Annotated in this window: 26 protein-coding genes and 1 other annotated feature; of the genes, 16 read left to right on the top strand and 10 right to left on the bottom strand. The window is 54.3% G+C overall.

Annotated elements, in window-relative coordinates:
- Positions 1–95 precede the first annotated feature (95 nt).
- A complete protein-coding gene (locus ACOTXR_RS04515; RefSeq protein ID WP_023332771.1) occupies positions 96–632 on the top strand; it encodes a YniB family protein in 537 nt (178 codons plus the stop codon).
- A 36-nt stretch (positions 633–668) separates the two neighbouring features.
- On the opposite strand, the gene ACOTXR_RS04520 is transcribed toward ACOTXR_RS04515, so the two are convergent.
- The 3 genes from ACOTXR_RS04520 to pfkB all read right to left on the bottom strand — a co-directional run bounded on the left by ACOTXR_RS04520 (position 669) and on the right by pfkB (position 2,961).
- Positions 669–1,529, bottom strand: a complete 861-nt coding sequence (locus tag ACOTXR_RS04520; RefSeq protein WP_014883486.1) for a fructosamine kinase family protein — start codon at positions 1,527–1,529, stop codon at positions 669–671.
- Between the two features lie 105 nt (positions 1,530–1,634).
- On the bottom strand, positions 1,635–1,925 hold the full coding sequence (gene ghoS / locus ACOTXR_RS04525) for a type V toxin-antitoxin system endoribonuclease antitoxin GhoS (protein ID WP_045135059.1): 291 nt from the start codon (positions 1,923–1,925) through the stop codon (positions 1,635–1,637).
- Positions 1,926–2,028: 103 nt separating this feature from the next.
- Positions 2,029–2,961, bottom strand: coding sequence for a 6-phosphofructokinase II (pfkB, locus tag ACOTXR_RS04530; protein ID WP_058690403.1), 933 nt, complete (start codon positions 2,959–2,961; stop codon positions 2,029–2,031).
- 296 nt (positions 2,962–3,257) lie between these two features.
- On the opposite strand from pfkB, the gene ACOTXR_RS04535 reads away from it, so the two are divergent.
- Positions 3,258–4,016 carry a DUF481 domain-containing protein gene (locus ACOTXR_RS04535; protein WP_014883489.1) on the top strand — a complete coding sequence of 253 codons (759 nt, stop codon included), beginning with the start codon at positions 3,258–3,260 and terminating at the stop codon, positions 4,014–4,016.
- A 61-nt stretch (positions 4,017–4,077) separates the two neighbouring features.
- On the opposite strand, the gene yniD is transcribed toward ACOTXR_RS04535, so the two are convergent.
- Positions 4,078–4,185, bottom strand: a complete 108-nt coding sequence (yniD, locus tag ACOTXR_RS04540) for a small membrane protein YniD (RefSeq protein ID WP_008500658.1) — start codon at positions 4,183–4,185, stop codon at positions 4,078–4,080.
- A gap of 98 nt (positions 4,186–4,283) precedes the next feature.
- Positions 4,284–4,376, bottom strand: a complete 93-nt coding sequence (yncL, locus tag ACOTXR_RS04545; RefSeq protein ID WP_071819746.1) for a stress response membrane protein YncL — start codon at positions 4,374–4,376, stop codon at positions 4,284–4,286.
- 321 nt (positions 4,377–4,697) lie between these two features.
- On the opposite strand from yncL, the gene thrS reads away from it, so the two are divergent.
- The 14 genes from thrS (at position 4,698) to selO (ending at position 17,345) form a co-directional block, all read left to right on the top strand.
- The gene (gene thrS / locus ACOTXR_RS04550; protein WP_014883490.1) at positions 4,698–6,626 is read left to right on the top strand and encodes a threonine--tRNA ligase; all 1,929 of its coding nucleotides are present in this window, start codon (positions 4,698–4,700) and stop codon (positions 6,624–6,626) included.
- Between the two features lie 3 nt (positions 6,627–6,629).
- Positions 6,630–7,172 (top strand): translation initiation factor IF-3, encoded by a 543-nt coding sequence (infC, locus tag ACOTXR_RS04555; protein WP_059287945.1) that lies wholly within the window; start codon positions 6,630–6,632, stop codon positions 7,170–7,172.
- Between the two features lie 97 nt (positions 7,173–7,269).
- Entirely contained in the window at positions 7,270–7,467 is a 198-nt protein-coding gene (gene rpmI / locus ACOTXR_RS04560) for a 50S ribosomal protein L35 (RefSeq protein ID WP_001124225.1), read from the top strand.
- A 50-nt stretch (positions 7,468–7,517) separates the two neighbouring features.
- On the top strand, positions 7,518–7,874 hold the full coding sequence (gene rplT, locus ACOTXR_RS04565; RefSeq protein WP_000124850.1) for a 50S ribosomal protein L20: 357 nt from the start codon (positions 7,518–7,520) through the stop codon (positions 7,872–7,874).
- Positions 7,875–7,991: 117 nt separating this feature from the next.
- Positions 7,992–8,116 (top strand) — a sequence feature (Phe leader region).
- The gene (gene pheM / locus ACOTXR_RS04570) at positions 7,997–8,041 is read left to right on the top strand and encodes a pheST operon leader peptide PheM (protein WP_001386830.1); all 45 of its coding nucleotides are present in this window, start codon (positions 7,997–7,999) and stop codon (positions 8,039–8,041) included. Its footprint overlaps the feature before it by 45 nt.
- Positions 8,117–8,178: 62 nt before the next feature.
- Positions 8,179–9,162, top strand: a complete 984-nt coding sequence (gene pheS, locus ACOTXR_RS04575; RefSeq protein ID WP_032636890.1) for a phenylalanine--tRNA ligase subunit alpha — start codon at positions 8,179–8,181, stop codon at positions 9,160–9,162.
- A gap of 15 nt (positions 9,163–9,177) precedes the next feature.
- Positions 9,178–11,565: a phenylalanine--tRNA ligase subunit beta gene (gene pheT, locus ACOTXR_RS04580; RefSeq protein ID WP_032636888.1), complete on the top strand. Its 2,388-nt coding sequence runs from the start codon at positions 9,178–9,180 to the stop codon at positions 11,563–11,565.
- 4 nt (positions 11,566–11,569) lie between these two features.
- Positions 11,570–11,869, top strand: coding sequence for an integration host factor subunit alpha (ihfA, locus tag ACOTXR_RS04585; protein ID WP_003857805.1), 300 nt, complete (start codon positions 11,570–11,572; stop codon positions 11,867–11,869).
- Between the two features lie 103 nt (positions 11,870–11,972).
- Positions 11,973–12,953, top strand: a complete 981-nt coding sequence (btuC, locus tag ACOTXR_RS04590) for a vitamin B12 ABC transporter permease BtuC (RefSeq protein ID WP_058690402.1) — start codon at positions 11,973–11,975, stop codon at positions 12,951–12,953.
- Positions 12,954–12,986: 33 nt separating this feature from the next.
- Positions 12,987–13,538, top strand: a complete 552-nt coding sequence (locus ACOTXR_RS04595; protein ID WP_200923871.1) for a glutathione peroxidase — start codon at positions 12,987–12,989, stop codon at positions 13,536–13,538.
- Complete coding sequence (btuD, locus tag ACOTXR_RS04600; RefSeq protein WP_058690401.1) at positions 13,538–14,293, top strand: vitamin B12 ABC transporter ATP-binding protein BtuD; 756 nt, start codon at positions 13,538–13,540, stop codon at positions 14,291–14,293. The genes ACOTXR_RS04595 and btuD overlap by 1 nt, the downstream gene beginning before the upstream one ends.
- Positions 14,294–14,367: 74 nt before the next feature.
- Entirely contained in the window at positions 14,368–14,832 is a 465-nt protein-coding gene (locus tag ACOTXR_RS04605; protein ID WP_014883495.1) for a C40 family peptidase, read from the top strand.
- 292 nt (positions 14,833–15,124) lie between these two features.
- Positions 15,125–15,835, top strand: a complete 711-nt coding sequence (locus tag ACOTXR_RS04610) for an EAL domain-containing protein (RefSeq protein ID WP_014883496.1) — start codon at positions 15,125–15,127, stop codon at positions 15,833–15,835.
- Positions 15,836–15,902: 67 nt separating this feature from the next.
- Entirely contained in the window at positions 15,903–17,345 is a 1,443-nt protein-coding gene (selO, locus tag ACOTXR_RS04615; RefSeq protein WP_058690480.1) for a protein adenylyltransferase SelO, read from the top strand.
- 44 nt (positions 17,346–17,389) lie between these two features.
- Here selO and ACOTXR_RS04620 read toward each other — a convergent pair whose 3' ends face one another.
- Genes ACOTXR_RS04620 through ACOTXR_RS04640 form a run of 5 tightly spaced genes read right to left on the bottom strand, consistent with a single transcriptional unit; the run spans position 17,390 to position 22,164 of the window.
- The gene (locus tag ACOTXR_RS04620) at positions 17,390–18,160 is read right to left on the bottom strand and encodes a 3-hydroxybutyrate dehydrogenase (RefSeq protein ID WP_023332776.1); all 771 of its coding nucleotides are present in this window, start codon (positions 18,158–18,160) and stop codon (positions 17,390–17,392) included.
- 10 nt (positions 18,161–18,170) lie between these two features.
- The gene (locus tag ACOTXR_RS04625) at positions 18,171–19,562 is read right to left on the bottom strand and encodes a GntP family permease (protein WP_058690481.1); all 1,392 of its coding nucleotides are present in this window, start codon (positions 19,560–19,562) and stop codon (positions 18,171–18,173) included.
- 44 nt (positions 19,563–19,606) lie between these two features.
- Positions 19,607–20,788, bottom strand: a complete 1,182-nt coding sequence (locus ACOTXR_RS04630) for an acetyl-CoA C-acetyltransferase (RefSeq protein WP_047626044.1) — start codon at positions 20,786–20,788, stop codon at positions 19,607–19,609.
- A 9-nt stretch (positions 20,789–20,797) separates the two neighbouring features.
- Positions 20,798–21,454 (bottom strand): 3-oxoacid CoA-transferase subunit B, encoded by a 657-nt coding sequence (locus tag ACOTXR_RS04635; RefSeq protein ID WP_045269456.1) that lies wholly within the window; start codon positions 21,452–21,454, stop codon positions 20,798–20,800.
- Positions 21,455–21,456: 2 nt separating this feature from the next.
- On the bottom strand, positions 21,457–22,164 hold the full coding sequence (locus ACOTXR_RS04640; protein WP_014883501.1) for a CoA transferase subunit A: 708 nt from the start codon (positions 22,162–22,164) through the stop codon (positions 21,457–21,459).
- Positions 22,165–22,234: the final 70 nt, after the last annotated feature.

The following is a 22,234-nucleotide window of genomic DNA, read 5'->3' on the forward strand; positions in this document are numbered from 1 at the left end:
TAGCAATTTAGCATATTGCTTTCAAAGATCGGGCGAAAATGCTGTCCAGCAGGTAGACTTAGCCACAAATAACGCGTCTTTATGAAGAGGAACTGATGACGTATCAACAAGCTGGACGCATTGCTGTCTTAAAACGTATTGCTGGCTGGGTGATTTTTATTCCCGCCGTCATCTCTACGCTGATTTCTGTGCTCAAATTTATGTACGATCACAGCGAAAAACAGCCAGGCATTAATGCCGTCATGCTTGATTTTGCGCATGTCATGATTGAGATGATGCGGTTCAACACCCCGTTCCTGAATGTCTTCTGGTTCAACTCGCCAACGCCGGATTTTCACCAGCAGCTTAATATTGGGTTCTGGGTCATCTATGCGTTGATTTTTATTGCCATGGCGTTACAGGCATCCGGTGCGCGAATGAGTCGCCAGACCCGTTTTCTGCGCGAAGGCGTTGAGGATCAGTTAATTCTGGAACAGGCGAAAGGCCCGGAAGGAATGAGCCGGGAGCAGATTGAATCCCGCATTGTGGTACCGCGTCACACCATTTTCCTGCAAATTTTCCCGCTCTATATTCTCCCCATTATCATCATTGTGGCGGGATACTTCTTCTTCTCTCTGCTGGGTTTTCTCTGACAGATGAGGGTGGCGGCACGGCCACCCGATTTGTCCCTATGCCGCAAGTACGCGTTCAAGCGCACGCTGGGCGTTGACCAGATGCTGCCCGCCAAAAAGGATAGCGCGGTTCATCAGCGTATAAAGCTGATACACCGGTTGGCGCTCGAGAAAATCGGACGGCAGAGGGGAGACTGACTGATAGCCATCATATATTTGCGGGGGCTGCTCTGGATGCAGGGGCAGCATGGCCAGATCGCACTCTCTGTCACCCCAGTAGCAGGCCGGGTCGAAGATATAGGGGCCGTTGGGACCCAGCGCGCAGTTGTCGGACCATAAATCGCCGTGCAGTAGAGATGCCTGCGGCTGATGGGAGGCCAGGCGCTGCTGTACATGCTCAACGATGGCATCAATATTGCCAAATTCCAGCCCTTTTTCGGCGGCCAGTTCAAGCTGCCATCCGATGCGCTGTTCGGCAAAAAACGTCGACCACCGACGCTGCCAGGCGTTGGGCTGTGGGGTAGTGGAAAGGTCGTTGTCAAAATCGAGCCCAAACTGGGGCTGGTCGCTCCACTGGTGCAGTCGCGCGAGCTGTTGCCCGAGAATGAAGGCGTTATGGGCATCCAGCGGGCGGGGAGGGAGATAGTCCATGACCAGGAAACTGTAGTCCCGGTCGCTGCCCAGAGCCAGCACCTGCGGTACTGTCACCGTTTTACTGCGAGACAACAGTTCCAGCTGGTCGGCTTCAGCGGTGAATATCGGGAGCAGTTCTCGCTCATCACACTTCACGAAAAGATCGCGTCCTGCGTAGCGTAAATGCCACGCGGCGTGGATCTCTCCGCCTGGCAGTTCGTTACGCAGTTCAATTTCACCTTCACCCAGTTGCTCACTTAAAAGATGACTGATAGCCTGCCACATGTTGACTCTCCCATGTTGTCTGCCAGATCATAAAGTTAGCGCATAATTGCGGTAAAAAAATACGAACTAACGCACACCTGAGCGGTTTAAATTCATGCAGCGCACTTATTGTTCTTTTTTGTGCCAGCTTTCCCACGTTTCCACGGTGATGTCGGCGGGCTTGTCGGTCACACTTTCCACCAGGCTGGCGGCCAGGGCGTGAACGTCTTCTTCACTCAGGGCAGCGATCAAACCAAATGTCAGCGTGCCTAAATCATGAATATGGCCGTCATCGTCCGTCAGCGTGAGCAGAAAATTCGCGCGAGTAAAGGCGTTATTGAGCTCGTTCAGCTCGGTCAGTGACGCTTCACGAAGATTGATGGTTGCGACATAGCGGGTGATCTCACCACTGCTCATAATTCACCTCGTTGTTATTCTGAAAGTTTTTTTAGCATAGTCGATATGCCATATTTGGCGACTTTAAGGTAAATTCCCCTTCGATTGTGAAGGGGAATAGAGGTCAGTCTTTTGAAAGGTAATCGACGATTTTCTGCGTATCGGCAAGCGAACACAGCCGCGTCCCCTGATTAATGGTGGCGGCACTCCCCGCCGCGACGCCATAACGCGTCATTTCCAGAAGAGAAGCACCCTGCGCCAGTTTTAGCGCCATCGCGCCAACCATGCTGTCGCCCGCACCCACGGTACTCTGGCTTTTCATGGGCGGCGGCACAACCTGCACAAAGCCCGTCTTGTCGACAGCCAGTGCTCCCTGAGGACCGAGAGAGACGACCACGCGGTGCGCTTTGCCGCTGCGAACCAATTCTTCTGCGGCGGTGCGCACGTCATCAGGCTGGTTAAGTTCACGATTGACAAGCGCGCTAAGCTCTTTCTGGTTAGGTTTAACGAGTTCAAGCTGCCCGGGGACTAACGCTGCCTGCAGGGCTTCACCTGAGCTGTCGACGATGCAGCGGATACCACGTTGAAGCACTGCCTTAACCAGCGCCGTCAGCTTTTCCGTTTTGACGCCTGGCGGCAGACTACCGCTGATAACCAGCAGTGAGCCGCTTTCAATGGTCAGTACCTTCTCTTCCAGTTGACGAAACTCATCATCGCTCAGTCTGGCGCCCGGCATCACGAAACGATACTGCTCCCCACTGGATTCGACGTGGACATGCAGATTCTGCCGGGTCCAGTCCTGGGCCGCTACGGTGTCTACGGCAACCTGTTCATCCGCCAGCAAAGAGACAAGATGTTCCCCCGTGGCACCCCCGGCAGGGAATATGGCGGTGGCTTTACCGCCAAGATGGGTAATGGCGCGCGCCACGTTAATGCCGCCGCCGCCCGGCTCAAACAAAGGGGCGCTACAGCGTAGTTTACCTTCAGGGTAAATGTGCGGGGTGATAGTCGCGGAGTCGAGGGAAGGGGAGAGTGTCAGCGTATAAATAGAAGCCATCATAACCTCCTTTTAGTATGGGTTCTTTTAAGCCTGGCACCGATCGACAGGAAGGCAATGTAAATAACAGTATGATTTTAAAAATGAATGCTGAAACAAGCGTGATAAAAGATATATAAAATAAAACGCGCTTTGGGATCGTTCTTATTCAAAAAATGAAATAAGAAAATATTGCTATGTTATTTGCGCCTTTTTATAATTTGTTACCTTTCTCTGGACGCCTTGTCATTGATCCTCAAGAAAGTTTCCGAGACCGTGGTGGTCTCTTTTTTTGTTGTACGGACTCCTTAAATAAAATGAAGCTTTTGAAGACAGTACCCGCAGCACTGATGCTGGCGGGTGGCGTATTTGCATCACTGAATGCAACCGCCGATGACACCGTTTTTACTGTCATGGACGATCCCTCCACTGCCAAAAAACCCTTCGAAGGTAATCTGAATGCCGGGTATCTCGCGCAATCAGGTAACACAAAAAGCTCTTCTCTGACGGCGGACAGCACCCTGACCTGGTACGGTAATACCACAGCATGGTCGCTGTGGGGGAATGCCAGCAACACGTCCGCTAACGATGAACGCTCTTCCGAGAAATATGCAGCAGGTGGCCGTAGCCGTTACAACATGACCGACTATGACTACATATTCGGTCAGGCAAGCTGGTTAACCGACCGTTATAATGGCTATCGCCAGCGTGATGTATTCACGACGGGTTATGGTCGTCAGTTCCTGAATGGGCCTGTACACAGCTTCCGTTTTGAATTCGGTCCTGGTGTTCGCTACGACGAGTACACCAACGGCGAAGATGAAACCCAGCCGCTGGGTTATGCGTCAGGTACCTACGCATGGCAGATGACCGATAACACCAAATTCACTCAGGGTGTGTCTGTGTTTGGTGCCGAGGATACAACGCTGAACTCTGAAAGTGCCCTGAACGTGGCTATCAATGAACACTTCGGTTTGAAAGTGGCCTACAACGTGACCTGGAACTCTTCACCACCAGCAAGCGCGCCTGAACATACCGATCGCAGAACCACCGTTTCACTGGGTTATAGAATGTAATCATGGCGGGCCGAAAATATCGGCCCGTTTCTCATTTCTGCCAGACGTCCCTTCTGATTCTCTAACCCCAAATCATTGCCGCCCAACGAAGTAGCAGCATTGCGCCGCAGATGGCAATCAGCACCAGCACCATTTTCCAGTGTTTTACGGCAAATCGTTTTGTTGGCATAACCTAATCCTTGTCCGTTGATACGCATAGTCTATCAAACGGGGCCGAAATATGCCCCTTCCCGGGAGCAATCGTGTTATGCCGGTATGGGGTTCAGCTCAGAACCAGTGGAATCGATCGGCGAGAATCAACAATAAACCGGTTGCTGACAGGATATTTAATATCACTACCGTTCTACTGGATACGTTCATGGTAAGCACCTGTGGATTTTAAAGGCCTGTTCAAAGTTAGCTCAGCATCGGCGAAATGCGAGTGCCAGAGAGACGCAATCTGCAACTATCTGCAACATGCCAGTCCTTCATTGTGGCAGCAGAGGGTGCAATCCCCTTGCTGTTAGTGTTAACATTAAGTCCCTTGCCGTAAACCCGCATTTATCTGAATTCGGCAGGTGCAGGATAACGAACCAATTTGACGATTGTTGGTCAGATGTTTCGTAATCTACTGTTTAATCACGATTATTTTCTTTGTATATGCTCTTATGTGTGGGGCATCACTGCAAATAAGGATATAAAATGCCTGTAATTACTCTTCCTGATGGCAGCCAACGCCATTTCGACCGCGCTGTTAGCCCAATGGATGTTGCCCTGGATATCGGTCCTGGCCTCGCGAAAGCGACCATCGCCGGCCGTGTGAACGGTGAGCTGGTTGATGCGTCCGATCTGATTGAAAACGATGCGACGCTTGCAATCATCACCGCGAAAGACGAAGAAGGTCTGGAGATCATTCGTCACTCCTGTGCGCACCTGTTAGGTCATGCTATCAAGCAGCTGTGGCCAAACACCAAAATGGCGATTGGTCCGGTTATCGACAACGGTTTCTACTATGACGTTGACCTTGACCATACCCTGACCCAGGAAGATATCGACGCGCTCGAAAAACGTATGCACGAGCTCGCCGAAACGAACTATGACGTCATCAAGAAGAAAGTCAGCTGGCACGAAGCGCGTGAAACCTTCGTCAAGCGTGGCGAGAGCTATAAAGTCTCTATTCTTGACGAGAACATCTCTCATGATGACAAGCCAGGCTTGTACCATCACGAAGAATACATCGACATGTGCCGTGGACCGCACGTGCCGAATATGCGTTTCTGTCATCACTTTAAACTGATGAAGATTGCAGGCGCCTACTGGCGTGGCGACAGCAACAACAAAATGTTGCAGCGTATTTATGGTACCGCATGGGCCGATAAAAAAGCCCTGAACGCCTATCTGCAGCGCCTGGAAGAAGCGGCGAAGCGTGACCACCGTAAAATCGGTAAACAGCTTGACCTGTATCACATGCAGGAAGAAGCGCCGGGTATGGTATTCTGGCATAACGACGGCTGGACCATCTTCCGTGAACTGGAAACGTTCGTACGCTCCAAGCTGAAAGAGTACCAGTACCAGGAAGTAAAAGGCCCGTTCATGATGGACCGTGTGCTGTGGGAAAAAACCGGCCACTGGGACAACTACAAAGATGCGATGTTCACCACCTCGTCCGAGAACCGTGAATACTGCATTAAGCCAATGAACTGCCCGGGCCACGTTCAGATCTTCAACCAGGGTCTGAAATCCTACCGTGACCTGCCGCTGCGTATGGCGGAGTTCGGTAGCTGCCACCGTAACGAGCCATCAGGTGCGCTGCACGGTCTGATGCGTGTTCGTGGCTTTACTCAGGATGATGCGCATATCTTCTGTACTGAAGATCAGGTTCGTGATGAAGTTAACGCCTGTATTCGTATGGTCTACGATATGTACAGCACCTTTGGCTTCGAGAAGATCGTGGTCAAACTCTCAACGCGTCCGGAAAAACGTATCGGTAGCGATGAGACATGGGATCGCGCAGAAGCGGATCTCGCCGTGGCGCTGGAAGAGAACGGTATTCCGTTCGAATACCAGCTGGGCGAGGGCGCATTCTACGGTCCGAAAATTGAATTTACCCTGTATGACTGTCTCGACAGAGCTTGGCAGTGCGGTACTGTACAGCTGGACTTCTCCCTGCCGCAGCGTTTAAGCGCCTCTTATGTTGGCGAAGACAACGAACGTCAGGTACCGGTTATGATTCACCGTGCAATCCTCGGTTCACTGGAGCGCTTCATCGGCATCCTGACCGAAGAGTTCGCGGGCTTCTTCCCAACCTGGCTTGCGCCAGTGCAGGTAGTGGTGATGAACATTACCGATTCTCAGGCAGATTACGTTAAAGAATTGACGCAGAAACTACAAAATGCGGGCATTCGCGTAAAAGCAGACTTGAGAAATGAGAAGATTGGCTTTAAAATCCGCGAGCACACTTTACGTCGTGTCCCGTATATGTTGGTCTGTGGTGATAAAGAGGTGGAAGCAGGCAAAGTTGCCGTTCGCACCCGCCGTGGTAAAGACCTGGGCAGCCTGGACGTAAGTGAAGTGATTGAGAAGCTGCAACAAGAGATTCGCAGCCGCAGTCTTCAACAACTGGAGGAATAAGGTATTAAAGGCGGAAAACGAGTTCAAACGGCACGTCCGAATCGTATCAATGGCGAGATTCGCGCCCAGGAAGTTCGCTTAACAGGTCTGGAAGGCGAGCAGCTGGGGATTGTGAGTCTGAGAGAAGCAATCGAAAAGGCTGAAGAAGCTGGAGTAGATTTAGTTGAAATCAGCCCTAACGCCGAACCGCCAGTTTGTCGTATCATGGACTACGGCAAGTTCCTTTATGAAAAGAGTAAGTCTTCTAAGGAACAGAAGAAGAAGCAAAAAGTTATCCAGGTTAAGGAAATCAAATTCCGTCCTGGTACCGACGATGGCGATTATCAGGTAAAACTCCGCAGCCTGATTCGCTTTCTGGAAGATGGCGATAAGGCCAAGATCACACTGCGTTTCCGCGGTCGTGAAATGGCCCACCAACAGATCGGTATGGAAGTGCTTAACCGCGTCCGTGAAGATCTGAGTGAACTGGCAGTAGTCGAATCCTTCCCTACGAAGATCGAAGGCCGCCAGATGATCATGGTGCTCGCTCCTAAGAAGAAACAGTAAGGCCTTCAAGCAGCAAAATCTGTGGAGCCTTCGGGTTTCATAGGTTTTGTTCGCCTATGTTTCGTTTATTTAACAATGCGAAGTGGAAGTTATTAAAATGCCAAAAATTAAGACCGTACGCGGTGCTGCTAAGCGCTTCAAAAAAACCGGTAAAGGTGGTTTTAAGCACAAGCACGCTAACCTGCGTCACATTCTGACTAAGAAAGCTACCAAGCGTAAACGTCACCTGCGTCCAAAAGCCATGGTTTCTAAAGGCGATCTGGGCCTGGTAATCGCGTGCCTGCCGTACGCATAAGTCGTTAACGTTTAACTTTTTTAACTTAGAATAGATACAGGAGAGCACACATGGCTCGCGTAAAACGTGGTGTAATTGCACGTGCACGTCACAAGAAAATTTTGAAACAAGCTAAAGGCTACTACGGTGCGCGTTCACGCGTATACCGCGTTGCCTTCCAGGCTGTTATCAAAGCAGGTCAGTACGCTTACCGTGACCGTCGTCAGCGTAAGCGTCAGTTCCGTCAACTGTGGATTGCGCGTATCAACGCAGCAGCACGTCAGAACGGTATTTCTTACAGCAAATTCATCAACGGCCTGAAAAAAGCCTCTGTTGAAATCGACCGTAAGATCCTGGCTGACATCGCAGTATTCGACAAAGTAGCGTTCACCGCTCTGGTCGAAAAAGCGAAAGCAGCACTGGCATAAGCCAGTTGAGAGAGGGGGCTTTGCCTCCTCTTTTCATTTAACACCATCAGAAGATTGACATTTATCCGTGCAGGCTTTTCAATAAGTTCTCAACGGTTTTTACCCAACAAGGTAACGCAAGCATGAATGCTGCTATTTTCCGCTTCTTCTTTTACTTTAGCACCTGACTCCAGGAGGCTAGCGCGTGAAAGATGAAACGAAAAACAGCGCCAGATAAGCCTCCCGATGGAGGCTTTTTTTGTATCTGAATTTGAGAGAATAACTCCACCAAATCGGTGTCTGCACCGACATAATGAGGAAAATCATGTCACATCTCGCAGAGCTGGTTGCCAGTGCAACAGCCGCCATTAATCAGGCCTCAGATGTTGCCGCGTTAGACAATGTCCGCGTCGAATATCTTGGGAAGAAAGGGCACCTGACCCTTCAAATGACAACCCTGCGTGAACTACCGCCAGAAGAACGCCCGGCAGCGGGTGCGGTGATTAACGAAGCTAAAGAGCAGGTGCAGCAGGCACTGAACGCGCGTAAAGCCGAGCTGGAAAGCGCGGTGCTGAATGCGCGCCTGGCCGCAGAGACGATCGACGTTTCTCTGCCGGGTCGCCGTATCGAAAACGGGGGGCTGCATCCGGTTACCCGTACCATCGATCGCATTGAAAGTTTCTTCGGTGAGCTCGGCTTTATCGTGGCGACTGGCCCGGAAATTGAAGATGATTATCACAACTTCGATGCCCTGAATATTCCTGGCCATCATCCGGCACGCGCTGACCACGACACTTTCTGGTTTGACGCCACGCGTCTGCTGCGTACCCAGACCTCTGGCGTACAGATCCGTACCATGAAGGATCAGGAACCGCCAATCCGCATCATCGCGCCGGGTCGCGTCTATCGTAACGATTACGATCAGACCCATACCCCAATGTTCCACCAGATGGAAGGTCTGATTGTTGATAAAAACATCAGCTTCACCAACCTGAAGGGCACGCTGCACGATTTCCTGAACAACTTCTTTGAGGAAGACCTGCAGGTTCGTTTCCGTCCATCCTACTTCCCGTTCACTGAACCGTCTGCGGAAGTTGACGTGATGGGCAAAAACGGCAAATGGCTGGAAGTGCTGGGTTGCGGCATGGTGCATCCAAATGTACTGCGCAACGTCGGTATCGATCCGGAAGTGTACTCCGGCTTTGCCTTCGGTATGGGCATGGAGCGTCTGACCATGCTGCGTTACGGTGTGACCGATTTACGTGCATTCTTCGAAAACGATCTGCGTTTCCTCAAACAGTTTAAATAAGGGCAGGACAGAACAATGAAATTCAGTGAACTGTGGTTACGCGAATGGGTCAATACCACGCTGGACAGCGACGCGCTGTCTGACCAGATCACCATGGCGGGCCTGGAAGTTGACGGCGTTGAGCCGGTTTCCGGTGCCTTCACCGGCGTCGTGGTCGGTGAAGTGGTCGAGTGCGGCCAGCATCCGAACGCCGACAAACTGCGCGTGACAAAAGTGAATGTCGGCGGCGACCGCCTGCTGGACATCGTTTGCGGTGCGCCAAACTGCCGTCAGGGCCTGAAAGTCGCCGTGGCAACCGTGGGTGCGGTACTGCCGGGTGATTTCAAAATTAAAGCGGCTAAACTGCGCGGTGAGCCTTCTGAAGGTATGCTGTGCTCCTTCTCCGAGCTGGGTATTTCCGACGATCACAACGGCATCATTGAGCTGCCGCTGGATGCGCCAATTGGCACCGATATCCGCGAATACCTGAAGCTTGATGACAACACCATCGAGATCAGCGTTACGCCAAACCGCGCTGATTGCTTAGGTATCATCGGCGTGGCGCGCGACGTGGCCGTGCTGAACCAGACCGAACTGAACGCGCCGGAGATCGTACCGGTAGAAGCGACCATCAGTGACGTACTGCCTATTCAGGTTGACGCCGCGGATGCTTGCCCACGCTACCTCGGCCGCGTGGTAAAAGGCATCAACGTGAAAGCGCCAACACCACTGTGGATGAAAGAGAAACTGCGCCGCTGCGGCATTCGCTCTATCGACGCGGTGGTTGACGTCACCAACTACGTTCTGCTGGAACTGGGTCAGCCAATGCATGCGTTCGATAAAGATCGTATCGAAGGCGGTATTGTTGTCCGTATGGCAAAAGAGGGCGAAACCCTGGTTCTGCTTGACGGCACCGAAGCGAAGCTGAACGCGGATACGCTGGTGATTGCTGACCACAGCAAAGCGCTGGCGATGGGCGGTATCTTCGGTGGCGAACACTCTGGGGTAAATGACGAAACGCAAAACGTCCTGCTGGAATGCGCCTTCTTCAGCCCGCTCTCTATCACCGGTCGCGCACGCCGTCATGGCCTGCACACCGATGCGTCTCACCGCTACGAGCGTGGCGTTGACCCTGCGCTGCAGTACAAAGCGATGGAGCGAGCGACTCGCCTGCTGATCGACATCTGCGGCGGTGAAGCCGGTCCGGTTATCGATGTCACTCACGAAGCGACGCTGCCGAAACGCGCAACCATTACCCTGCGCCGTAGCAAGCTCGATCGCCTGATTGGTCATCATGTTGCCGATGCCCAGGTGACCGACATTCTGACGCGTCTGGGCTGTGAAGTGACCGAAGGTCAGGACGAGTGGAAAGCCGTTGCGCCATCCTGGCGTTTTGACATGGACATCGAAGAAGATCTGGTAGAAGAAGTGGCCCGTGTATACGGCTACAACAACATCCCGGACGAGCCCGTTCAGGCCGGTCTGGTGATGGGTACCCATCGTGAAGCCGACCTGTCCCTGAAGCGTGTGAAAACCATGCTTAACGACAAAGGCTACCAGGAAGTGATCACCTACAGCTTTGTTGATCCTAAGCTGCAGCAACTGATCCACCCTGGCGAGGAGGCGTTGATCCTGCCAAGCCCAATCTCCAGCGAAATGTCCGCAATGCGTCTGTCCCTGTGGACCGGGCTGCTGGGCACTATCGTTTACAACCAGAATCGCCAGCAAAACCGCGTGCGAATTTTCGAAAGCGGTTTGCGCTTTGTACCGGATAATCAGGCAAATTTAGGCATCCGTCAGGATCTCATGCTGGCTGGTGCTATCAGTGGCAACCGTTATGAAGAGCACTGGGACCTGGCAAAAGGCACGGTTGATTTCTACGATATGAAAGGCGATCTGGAAGCCATTCTGGATCTGACCGGTAAATTATCTGAAATTGAATTCCGTGCAGAAGCGATTCCAGCCCTGCATCCGGGCCAGAGTGCGGCGATCTATTTAGACGGCAAACGCATTGGTTTCATTGGTGTTGTTCATCCTGAGCTGGAGCGTAAGCTGGACCTGAACGGCCGTACCATCGTGTTTGAGCTGGAGTGGAGCCCGGTTGCAGACCGCGTCATTCCTCAGGCGCAGGACGTCTCCCGCTTCCCGGCGAACCGCCGTGATATCGCGGTTGTGGTCGCGGAAAACGTTCCCGCAGCAGATATTTTGGCCGAATGTAAGAAAGTTGGCGTAAATCAGGTAGTTGGCGTAAACTTATTTGACGTGTACCGCGGCAAGGGCGTAGCAGAAGGTTTCAAGAGCCTCGCTATCAGCCTTATCCTTCAGGATACCAGCCGTACACTCGAAGAAGAGGAGATTGCCGCTACCGTCGCCAAATGTGTAGAGGCATTAAAAGAGCGATTCCAGGCATCATTGAGGGATTGAACCTATGGCGCTTACAAAAGCTGAAATGTCAGAATATCTGTTTGATAAGCTTGGGCTTAGCAAACGGGATGCCAAAGAGCTGGTAGAGCTGTTTTTCGAAGAGATCCGTCGTGCTCTGGAAAATGGTGAGCAGGTAAAACTCTCCGGTTTTGGCAATTTTGATTTGCGAGACAAAAACCAACGTCCGGGCCGTAACCCGAAGACGGGGGAAGATATTCCCATTACAGCCCGCCGCGTGGTGACCTTCAGACCCGGCCAGAAGTTAAAAAGCCGTGTCGAAAACGCAACGCCCAAAGCAGAGTAATATGAACTAACCAAAAAGGCCGCCCACGCGGCCTTTTTTCTTTGCGCTCTCTGGCAAACCGACCGTAAAATCAAAGACATCACACGCTAATAAAACCACGCTCATGCTTGATTATGCTCATCGCCAACACCGTTCCGACCAACGTCGCCTGCTATTGCTGGCGCTGTTGCTGATTGTCGCCGCGGGTATAAGCCTCTGCGCGGGCGACAGCTGGATTGGGCCCGAACGCTGGCTGGGGCCTGACGGGCAACTCTTCGTCTGGCAAATTCGTCTGCCGCGCACCGTAGCGGTGATGCTGGTCGGTGCTGCACTGGCGCTGTCAGGTACCGTTATGCAGGCGCTGTTTGAAAACCCGCTGGCGGAACCCGGGCTGCTCGGGGTGTCGAACGGTGCAGGCGTCGGACTGATTGCGGCGGTAATGCTGGGCGGGGGCGAACTCTCCGGATGGAGTATTAGCCTCAGTGCCATTTTCGGCGCATTACTGATCACCATCATCCTGCTTCGCTTTGCCAGACGGCACTTGTCGACCAGCCGCCTGCTGCTTGCCGGGGTTGCGCTGGGGATCATCTGCAGCGCGCTAATGACCTGGGCGGTATACTTCTCGACCTCCTTTGACTTGCGTCAGCTGATGTACTGGATGATGGGCGGCTTTGGTGGCGTTGACTGGCATCAGGGCTGGCTGATGGCACTTCTGGTGCCTGGGATTGTATGGGCAGCCCTGCAGGCGCAGCCGCTGAACATGCTCGCGCTGGGGGAGATCTCAGCCCGTCAGCTCGGCATGCCGATGGCGTTCTGGCGTAACGTGCTGGTCATTGCCATCGGTTGGCTGGTGGGCGTGAGCGTGGCGCTGGCGGGAGCGATTGGTTTTATCGGGCTGGTTATCCCGCATATGCTGCGTCTGTGTGGCTTCACGGACCATCGAACCTTGCTTCCGGCTTCGGCCGTGGCCGGAGCCGTCACGCTGCTGGTGGCTGATATCATCGCTCGTCTTGCCCTGACAGCCGCGGAGTTACCGATTGGTGTGGTAACCGCCACGCTGGGCGCGCCAGTCTTTATCTGGCTACTATTAAAATCCGGACGTTAAAAAACGACCCGTAAGACAACCTGAGGGAATGCTATGCAGACTGATATCCTGAATACCGAAGTGACGACCATTGATGGCGAGAAAACCACGCTGGAAAGCTACAAAGGCAACGTGTTGCTTATCGTCAACGTGGCGTCCAAATGCGGCCTGACGCCACAGTACGAACAGCTGGAGAACATTCAGAAAGCCTGGGAGAAAGACGGTTTCACCGTGCTGGGCTTCCCGTGCAACCAGTTCCTGGGCCAGGAGCCGGGCAGCGAAGAAGAGATCAAAACCTTCTGCAGCACCACCTATGGCGTAACGTTCCCGATGTTCAGCAAAATTGATGTTAACGGCGAAGATCGCCATCCGCTATACGCGAAGCTGATTGCTGCCGCGCCGAAGGCCGTTGCGCCTGAGGGCAGTGGTTTTTACGAGCGTATGGCCAGCAAAGGCCGCGCGCCGCTCTATCCGGACGATATTCTGTGGAACTTCGAAAAATTCCTGATCGGTCGCGACGGCCAGGTCGTTCAGCGCTTCTCGCCGGATATGACGCCTGATGATCCGATTGTCATGGAAGCGATCAAGCTGGCGCTGGCAAAATAATGTCACTGCTGATGCAGCTCACGGACGTCGCCGAGAAGGGGCGTCTGGAGCCGATGACCGGCGCTATCAATGCGGGGGAAATCCTGCATCTGGTTGGGCCAAACGGCGCGGGAAAAAGCACGCTGCTGGCGCGGATGGCAGGGCTGACCACCGGGCCCGGGCAGATCACACTGCTGGAACATCCTCTTGCCGACTGGTCTCCCGGCTCGCTGGCCCACCGGCGCAGCTATCTGGTGCAGCAGCAGGTACCGCCTTTTGCGATGCCGGTCTGGCATTATCTGATGCTGCATTTGCACGACAAACAGAATACGGCACTGCTTACGGAGGTGGCGGCGGGGTTAGGACTGGAAGATAAACTGCCCCGCCATGCCAGCCAGCTTTCCGGCGGTGAATGGCAGCGAGTGCGTCTGGCGGCGGTCATTCTGCAGATCCACCCCGCAGGCAACCCTCACGGGCGGATGTTGCTCCTGGACGAACCCATGAGTGGTCTGGATGTCGCCCAGCAGGCGGCGCTGGATTCGCTGTTAAGCGCGTTGAGCCGGAAAGGTATTGCCGTGGTGATGAGCAGCCACGACCTTAACCATACGTTGCGCCATGCCCATCGGGTGTGGCTACTGTCGCGCGGCAGGATGATTGCCAGCGGCGCGCGGGACCAGGTTCTTACGCCGCCACATCTGGCACGTGCCTATAACATGTCGTTCCGCAGGCTGGATATCGAGGGACATAAGATGCTGATTTCTACGGGGCAGGAGTAACCGTTTCTTGCCTGTTAACACACTTGCGCGCTAAATTACCGAAAGAACAATAAAAGCAGAGGATTCGTCTGAAAATGCGATTCTGGTTTATCCTGGTGGCGGCACTCTTTCTTGCGGGATGCAGCAGCCATCGTGCACCGCCGCCTAATCCGCGGCTTTCAGATTCTATCACCGTCATTGCCAGTCTGAACGACCAGCTGAGCAACTGGCGCGGGACGCCTTATCGCTACGGCGGTATGAGTCGCGGCGGGGTGGACTGCTCTGGTTTTGTGTTGATGACGTTTCGTGACAAGTTTGATTTACAGCTACCGCGCGAAACGCGCAAGCAGGCTGAAATTGGGACTGAAATTGATAAAGACGATCTGCTGCCGGGAGACCTGGTCTTTTTCAAAACCGGTTCGGGAGAAAGTGGCCTGCATGTCGGCATTTATGACACGGACAACCAGTTTATTCATGCCTCAACAAGCCGTGGGGTGATGCGCTCTTCTCTGGATAATGTTTACTGGCGTAAAAATTTCTGGCAGGCACGACGTATTTAATCTGCCCGAACACGTCTCACTGCCGGCAGGGTAACTATTAAATCATGCCGGTTTTTCTTGAATAAGCTGATTAAAGTTAAATTTACCTAAAATTAGCGTCATCCTTATGTGTCTGTTTTATCTAAAACTGGCTATTACTCTGTAACCAGGATAAGATTATTTTAGATTCAGGGATAAATCTGAAAATTAATACGGAACTAATGAAATTAAACTTATTAAAATCAAGACAGTGGAATTGTGTCGGCAATTGCTCCAGGATGTCCTCTCTCATCTTTAATGCGGGGCGAGTGCAATGATGATTACGCTAGATAATGCATACCAGTCTGAACTGATGCTTTTGCCTGCACGTAATAGTGCTGGCGAGCTTAAAGGTTTAGAGGTTCTGGTTAACTTTACTGGCGTCGGCACCGATGTGAGGATCCCCACTGAGCTCGTTATCCCCCGGCTTTCAGCGGCAGAAGAGTTAGCGCTGTTTAACGAAAAACTGCAATTGCTTGATACCTGTAAACTGTTTTTTATTCAGCATCAGTTAATTGCATGGATCAATATTACACCGGCTATTGTTGAATTTTTATTAAGTAATGGGAATGCTGTTTCAATTCTTGAGCGGTATCCTTTTCTTGAGTTTACTGTTAATGAGAATTATCCAGGTTTAAATAACGGAAAGGATGATCTGCAACTGGCGAGAATGGCGATCCATTTCCCCCTGGTCCTCGCAAACTTTGGTGCAGGCGCGGCATCGCTCAAAGCTGTCTATGATGGATTATTTAAACGGGTGATTCTCGATAAAGGTTTCATCCAGCAGCGGGCTTCGGAGCTCTCTTTCGAACCTTTTATGCGCGCTATCCTCTGGCAAATAACGCCGCACTGCCAGTCGGTGATCGTCTCAGGTATTGACGACCACGGTCTGCTGCAACGCGTCTTGTCCTTCAATTTTGGCGCCATGCAGGGCACGCTGTGGCCCGCTGTCCCGGCGGAGCACGTCACGACGCTGGTTCAGTAGCGATAACCCTGTCTTTCGCCCGTGTTTAAGTTCGGGCAAACCCTCTACACTAAAAGCAGGAGGACTTATGACCCTGTCTTTTACTGCTCACTGGCATGACGAGTTGCCTGGCTTTTACACTGCACTCAAACCCACACCGTTACTCAATTCACGTCTTATCTGGCACAACGAGCGGCTGGCCGATGAACTGGCCGTTCCACCTGAGATGTTTAAGCCTTCCGGGGGCGCGGGCGTCTGGGGAGGCGAAACGCTTCTTCCCGGTATGCAACCCCTTGCCCAGGTCTATAGCGGACACCAGTTTGGCGTCTGGGCGGGACAGCTGGGCGACGGCAGGGGGATCCTGCTGGGCGAACAACAGCTTTCCAACGGAGAGACGGTTGACTGGCATCTGAAAGGTGCAGGTCTTACCCCTTATTCTCGGATGGGCGATGGCCGCGCAGTATTACGTTCAACAATACGTGAATGCCTGGCATCTGAAGCCATGCATGCTCTGGGGATCCCCACCACGCGCGCGCTGTCGATTGTCACCAGCGACACGCCGGTTATGCGCGAAACGGTAGAAAAAGGGGCGATGCTGATGCGTATCGCACAAAGCCATCTGCGCTTTGGCCATTTTGAGCACTTTTACTATCGTCGTGAGACGGACAAGGTTCGTCAGCTCGCGGACTACGCTATTCGTCGCCATTGGGCGCATTTGCAGGATGAGGCTGATAAATACGTTCTCTGGTTCCGGGACGTGGTCGCCCGTACCGCCAGGATGATTGCTCGCTGGCAAACGGTGGGCTTTGCTCATGGGGTAATGAACACTGACAATATGTCGCTCCTCGGGCTGACCTTTGATTATGGGCCGTTTGGTTTTCTGGATGATTATCAGCCTGGGTATATCTGCAACCACTCTGACTATCAGGGACGTTACAGTTTTGACAACCAGCCAGCGGTTGGGCTATGGAACCTGCAGCGGTTTGCGCAAACATTGTCGCCGTTTATGGATGTCGATGCCCTGAATGATGCACTCGACAGCTATCAGGACGTTTTGCTGCGGGAATATGGCACGCTGATGCGCAACAAGCTGGGGCTGATGACCCAGGAGAAAGGGGATAACGAGATCCTGAACGATCTGTTTGCACTGATGGCGCGTGAGGGGAGTGATTATACCCGCACTTTCCGGATGCTGGGCCAGACGGAGCAGCACAGTGCTGCCTCGCCGCTGCGCGACGAGTTTATTGACAGGCAGGCCTTTGACGACTGGTTTGCACGTTACCGCTCCCGCTTGCAGCAGGAACAGGTCGATGACTCCGCCCGTCAGACGCAGATGAACGCGACGAATCCCGCGATGGTGTTGCGCAACTGGCTGGCGCAGCGGGCGATTGAACAGGCAGAGCAGGGAGAGTATGACGAGTTGCACCGTCTGCACCTGGCGTTGTGCACGCCGTTTGCCGACCGGGATGATGACTATATCAGCCGCCCGCCAGACTGGGGCAAACGGCTGGAAGTGAGTTGCTCAAGCTAAACATTTCTGGCCGGGTAGCGGCTTCGCCTTACCCGGCCAGAAACTCACTGTGCCACCCAGCCGCCATCCATATTCCACGCGGCGCCGCGAACGTTAACGGCGCTGTCGCTGCATAAAAACAGCGCCAGTTCGCCCAACTGCTCCGGGGTGACAAATTCACCTGAAGGTTGCTTTTCCCCGAGAAGCTGGTCTTGCGCCAGTTCCGGCGGGACGCCATCCGCGATGCGCTTATCGATTTGCTGTTGTACCAGCGGGGTCAGCACCCACCCCGGGCAGAGGGCATTGGCGGTCACGCCGGTGCGTGCGGTTTCCAGCGCCAGGGATTTGGTAAAGCCCACCACGCCATGCTTGGCGGCAACGTAGGCGGACTTCTCTTTCGACGCAACCAGCCCGTGAACGGAGGCGATATTAATGATGCGTCCCCAGTTTTGTTCACGCATGGCGGGCAACGCCAGCCGGCTGGTGTGAAACACCGCAGAAAGGTTAATGGCGATAATGTCGTTCCATTTCTCCACCGGGAAGGTCTCCACCGGAGCCACATGCTGTATCCCGGCATTGTTAACAAGAATATCCACGCCGCCAAACTGCGATTCGGCGTAGCGCATCATGGCTTCAATCTGCAACACGTCACGCAGGTCGGCATCGTGGTAGCCCGGCTTTTTGCCCAGTTGTGCAATTTCTTCTCGCGCTGATCCGCTGTCACCGAAACCGTTGAGAATCAACTGCGCCCCTGATTTCGCCAGCACGCGAGCGATCCCCAGGCCAATGCCGCTTGTCGAGCCGGTCACCAGGGCGATTTTACCGTTCAGATTCATTTTTCTCTCCTTACACAATGCCGGTCAGATAGAACACGGCAATGACAAAAAGCACTGCCAGGCTTTTAATGATAGTGATAGCGAAAATGCCGCCGTAGGCCTGACGATGGCTCAGGCCGGTGATGGCCAGCAAGGTAATCACCGCCCCGTTATGGGGAAGCGTATCCATCCCGCCGCTTGCCATTGACGCCACGCGGTGCAACACCTCAAGCGGGATATTGGCCGCGTGGGCGGCAGCAACAAAGGTGTCCGCCATGGCCGCAAGGGCAATACTCATCCCGCCGGACGCTGAGCCGGTGATCCCGGCGAGAACGGTCACGCTGATGGCTTCGTTCAGCAACGGGTTCGGGATGGCAGACAGCGCTTTAGATAACACCAGAAAACCGGGCAGGGCGGCGATAACCGCGCCGAAACCGTATTCGGACGCGGTATTCATCGCCGCGAGGATGGCGCCGCTCACCGCCGTTCGGCTGCCTTCTGCCAGACATCCCCGGATATTGCGAAAACCAAAAATCAACACCAGCACAATACCGGAGATCAGCGCCGCCTCCACGGCCCAGATGGCGGTGATCTTGCTCACCTCGGTCACAATCGGTTTCGCCAGTCCTGGCAGGGTAAGCTCATGACTCGTACCGTACCAGCCGGGGATCCAGCGGGTAAACAGCAGGTTCAGTATGCCCACGACCAGCAGCGGGGAGAGAGCAATCAGCGGATGCGGGAGATGAATATTGTCCGGCGTTTCAGGTTCGTTTTTCAGGTCCGCGCCATAACCTTCATTGTTATTGATCGCCTTACGCCGCTGCCGCTCCAGCCAGAGCAGGCCAAAGAAGATAATAAACAGAGAGCCGATAAGACCCAGCCACGGGGCCGCCCAGGCGTTAGTGCCAAAGAAGCTGGTGGGAATAATGTTCTGGATTTGCGGCGTGCCGGGCAGGGCGTCCATGGTAAACGAGAACGCCCCCAGCGCCACGGTAGCGGGGATTAACCGTTTAGGGATGCCGCTCTGGCGGAACAGTTCGGCGGCAAACGGGTACACCGCAAATGCCACCACGAATAGCGACACGCCGCCGTAGGTTAACAGCGCACACACCAGGACTATCACGGGGATAGCGTGCCGACGACCGAGGATCTGGATCGCGGCGGCAACGATGGATCGTGAAAAACCGGAAAGCTCAATCAGCTTGCCAAACACCGCCCCCAGCAGGAACACCGGGAAATAGAGTTTAACGAAGCCGACCATCTTTTCCATAAACAGGCCAGTAAACGTCGGGCCGACGGCACCCGGATCGGTCAGCAGCACGGCACCAAGCGCCGCAATCGGCGCAAACAAAATCACGCTGTATCCGCGGTAGGCCGCCAGCATCAGTAATCCCAGCGCCGCCAGGGCTATTAACACACTCATTACGACTCCTTACTTTAATTATTATTCGGGTACCAACGAGAGGTTTAACGCTCAACGGTCAGGGCAATGCCTTGTCCGCCGCCAACGCACAGGGTGGCAAGTCCCTTTGTTACCCCCCGGCGCTGCATTTCATGGAGCAGGGTCACCAGGATGCGACAGCCGGATGCGCCAATCGGATGGCCCAGGGCGATGGCGCCACCGTTAACGTTGACGTTCTGTTCATCCCAGCCAAGCTCTTTGCCCACCGCCAGTGCCTGTGCGGCAAAGGCTTCGTTGGCTTCAATGAGATCGACGTCGTCGAGCGTCCAGCCCGCCCGCGCCAGCGCCGTCCGGCAGGCGCTGACCGGGCCGATGCCCATCACCGACGGATCAACGCCCGTCACTGCGTAACTCACAATGTGGCCAAGAACAGGTAACCCGCTTTCCCGCGCCTTTTCCTCGCTCATCAGCAGTACCGCGGCGGCCCCATCGTTAAGGGTGGAGGCGTTCCCCGCCGTGACCGTGCCCTCGTCATGCAAAAATGCGGGGCGGAGCTGTGCAAGCTGCCCGGCGGTGGTTTCCGGGCGTGGCTGTTCATCATGGCGGACAATCTGTGGCGCACGTTTGCCCTGTTTCACCGTCACTGGCGCTATTTCGGCGTCAAACCGACCAGTCTCAATGGCGGACGCTGCCTTTTGCTGTGACCGGAGGGCGAAGGCATCCTGTTGCTCGCGGGAAATGCCATACTCACGGGCGACGTTTTCCGCAGTGATGCCCATGTGGTAATCGTTGAAGGCGTCCCACAGGCCGTCGGTGATCATGCTGTCCTGCAGGCCCGTATGCCCAAAACGCAGCCCTGAACGTGCGCCATCCAGCAGATACGGGGCGTTACTCATGCTCTCCTGGCCGCCAGCGATAACCACGTCTGCGTCACCGCAGCGGATTGCCTGGGCGGCGAGCTGTACCGCTTTCAACCCCGCGCCGCACACCAGATTGACCGTTGTCGCCGGGGTGCTGACGGGTAATCCGGCAGTGATGGCCGTCTGGCGGGCGGGGTTTTGCCCACACCCGGCCGTCAGCACCTGACCGAAAACCAGTTCGTCTATTTGCTCTGGGTGAAGGCCGCTGCTCTCCAGCAGACGCTGTACCGTGACGGCACCCAGCTCAACGGCTGAAAGGGGCGAGAGCGATCCGCGAAAACTGCCAATGGGGGTTCGCGTTGCCCCGACAATCATGACCTTTTTCATGTTGAGTCCTCAGTTGAAGCGCATCTCGCGAACGTCGTCCGCCACAATGATTTTTCCGGCCGTTTTACGGACAATCTCGTCGATACCGACACCCGGGGCGTATTCCCGCAGGATGAACGCGCCGTCCGCTATCTCCAGCAACGCGAGATCCGTCAGGACCCGACGGATGCAGCCCACACCGGTGAGCGGCAGCGTGCAGCGTGGCAGCAGTTTGGAGTCACCGTTTTTTGCCGCGTGGGTCATCACCACAATGATGTTCTGCGCCCCGGCAACGAGATCCATCGCGCCACCCATCCCTTTCACCATCTTTCCGGGGATCATCCACGAGGCAATGTTGCCCTCGACATCGACTTCAAATGCGCCCAGCACGGTCAGATCCACATGGCCGCCGCGGATCATGGCAAACGACTGGGCCGAGTCGAAAATGGCCGCGCCGGTCCGCGCAGTGACCGTCTGTTTACCGGCGTTGATCATGTCGGCATCAAGGCTATGCTCATCGGGAAAAGCCCCCATTCCGAGCAGACCGTTTTCCGACTGCAGCATCACGTCCATTTCCGGGGGAATATAATTCGCCACCAGCGTAGGGATGCCGATCCCCAGGTTGACGTAATACCCGTCGCGCAGTTCGCGGGCGACGCGCATCGCCATCTGTTCACGGGTTAACATCGTCAGACTCCTTGCGCGCGCAGCGTGCGCTGTTCAATGCGTTTTTCAAACTGGCCGACAATCAGCCTGTCGACGTAAATTCCCGGCGTATGAATAGCCGACGGAGGCAGTTCACCCGGCGGAACAATCTCTTCCACCTCCACAACCGTGATTCGGCCCGCCGTTGCCATCAGTGGATTAAAATTTTGCGCGGTATGGCGATAGATAACGTTGCCGTACCAGTCCGCTTTCCAGCCCTTAACCAGTGCGAAATCACCGGTAATGGCCTCTTCAAGAATGTAATTTTTACCGCCAAACTGGCGCACATCTTTGCCCGCTGCCACGGGGGTGCCATAACCGGTGGCCGTATAAAACGCCGGAATACCGGCCCCGCCCGCGCGGACCTTTTCTGCCAGTGTCCCCTGCGGAGTAAGTTCGATTGCCAGTTCCCCGCTCAGTACCTGCTGCTCAAACAGCGCGTTCTCGCCGACGTAAGACGCCACCACTTTGCGAACCTGGCGCGTTTCGAGCAGTATCCCCAGACCGAAACCATCCACGCCGCAGTTGTTCGACACGACCGTCAGATCTTTCACCTGACGGCGTCGAACCTCTGCAATCAGGTTCTCAGGAATACCGCACAGCCCGAAGCCGCCCGCCAGCAAGGTCATGCCGTCCGTCAGCCCATCCAGCGCCTGCGCATAGCTGCTGACGCGCTTATCCAGTCCTGCCATAGTCATCCCTCCCGTTAACCGTGCCGGTATCATTAGGGGTGGCGACTCATTTGTTAATTTTGAATTTGTG

The organism is Enterobacter cloacae complex sp. IR53030, assembly GCF_049238365.1.
Classification (GTDB): Bacteria; Pseudomonadota; Gammaproteobacteria; order Enterobacterales; family Enterobacteriaceae; genus Enterobacter; species Enterobacter kobei.